Below are 2,122 nucleotides of genomic sequence, written 5' to 3' on the forward strand. Positions count from 1 at the left end.
GTGTATCCATGCTAAGTCTTCACCTAATAGATAACCATACTTTGCTTTCACTAGATCAAAAAGTAATAAAAGAAATGGAACGACCACTATAGTTTTAAAAAATATAGAAAGTTCCCCTCGCATTTTACCCTCCAAGCCCTCCAAAATATTTATTTTCAACCTGTTTCACCACAATAAGAAAAACGACAGAACTGGCCGCAGCACGCAGCACTTTTAGGAAATCACATAAATATGTTCCATATAGAATATTACCGTTAAATTAATGGTTAAACCGCTTGCTTGGAGTTGATGGTAACTTAGTTTCAAATTGTGATACTAATAGTAGTTATAATGGAATTCATGATGAATTAGTTTCACCATTTGAAGCTAAATCACCGGAAAGAGCACACGAATCGAGCTAACTCAGCAATTAATTTCATTCACTGAAACTAAATCGATTCCCACCCTCTTGCGGCCTCATTTAGTTGCAAATATTGAAACTAACAACAACTGGAATATATAGCCACTACCTACAGTTTACCATGAAACCATTTGATGGAGGTGAAAACAAAAAAGGCTATCAACCTACCTCATTCTATTTGCATCAAATCCTTTAATTACTATGAAAAGCATACAAAAAACAGAGCAAAGGAGGTCATACCACACCATGCTCTGTCTCTGTTATTAAAAATCCGTTATGTACCTCGATAATTGCAAATCTAGCAAAATCATATCGTGATGGACAGCCCGGTCGTAGCAAAAGTCATTCTATCCGTCAACAAATACGACTTTCTAAAATCTATATCATGGGACATATGAGTCAAAACCGTCTTACCGACTCCCCACTTCTTTGTCAATTCAATGGCTTCGAGCACATCATAGACGGACCGTGTTTCGTAAGGAAACGGTTCATGGTAGAAGCTAGTTCCCAGAATCAGCAAATCTAAACCATATAACGGAGCCTGCTGCTCTTCCGTTAGCCCAATGGAATCGGAGMAATATGCCCATGTATACCCGCTTTCTGTATGTTCGAACCGAAACGCATAGGCGTAACCATTTTTCCCGTGATGAACACGCCAGCTAGACGCTTTCCACTTGCCAATATTAATCGTCTGATCGAAGGAATGAAAGGTAATCTGGTTTTCAAGCCAAGGAAAGCGTTCAATAATTTCGACAATGACCTCCGTTGGAGCATAAGCCACTCCCCGCTTCTTCATCCATCGACAAGCGTCAGCCCACTCTACCAAGCCACCAATATGATCAAAGTGCGCGTGTGTAATGAGCATCGTGTCAATCGTACGAAGCTTAGCTGCTTCCATTTGTTTTGACCAATCAGATCCGCAATCGATCCATATCGTCCCGGCATCAGTATCTTCCATTTGCAATGAAGAGCGTAGACGACGGTTAACATAAGTAGTTCGAGCTTCTTCACATACATCACAATTACAGTAGACGCGCGGCACACCCATGGAATCACCCGTGCCCCTAAATGTTAGCTGAGTCATAAAGGAAGCAGCTCGACCCGTTCTAATCCCCGAATATGATCCATCATAGCAAGCCATTCCTTCGGTTTATTAGGCAGAGCGGAGTAATAGATCTCTAAAAAGGAAACAACGAGCGTAGCATCTATAACCGACATCTCCTCATCCTTCGGCAAGAAACAGAAATCAAGCTCAGACACGGCTTGCCCTTCATGATCCCAAGACGGATGTACATACGAAATGTTTAATTTCTTATAGCCTATATGCGATAGTACTTCGCGGCGCACGATTGGATTCATAGGTGAAACGCCACCAAATTCATGCCCCTCCGCACGATACGGATCATATACCTCAGCGAACATACCTAGTGGCGTTGTTCCCGACAGTTCTGCAAGTCTCTGAAGATCAACTTCACGATTGCGTAGCAGAAATCTGCCAATACCAAGAGATGGCTTTCCGATAATCGTAAAATCAGTCATAGCAACTCGTAGATCCGGATAGTAGCGGTATTCCGTCGAACCGACCACTTGTCCTTCTTGAACGGCTACATAAACATGAATGGTTGGATCTTCAAGAGGCTCCTTCCATAGCTCATAGGCAAGCACCTCTTCAGGTGGGAAGATCGTTTGCAGCAGCTGATGCAAAGCGCTAAAGTATTGGTC

The 2,122-nt window shown here is 42.4% G+C and carries 2 protein-coding genes; both read right to left on the reverse strand.

Going from position 1 to position 2,122, the window contains the following annotated elements; all coding sequences use genetic code 11:
* Positions 1 to 707: 707 nt before the first annotated feature.
* The gene (locus AC1DWN_RS32805) at positions 708 to 1,484 is read right to left on the reverse strand and encodes an MBL fold metallo-hydrolase (RefSeq protein ID WP_477563025.1); all 777 of its coding nucleotides are present in this window, start codon (positions 1,482 to 1,484) and stop codon (positions 708 to 710) included.
* Positions 1,481 to 2,122, reverse strand: a 642-nt coding sequence (locus AC1DWN_RS32810) for a GNAT family N-acetyltransferase (RefSeq protein WP_477563026.1), incomplete at its 5' end; no start/stop codon positions are given. The genes AC1DWN_RS32810 and AC1DWN_RS32805, both read right to left, overlap by 4 nt.

It is taken from the genome of Paenibacillus sp. P4_A7 (assembly GCF_056402455.1).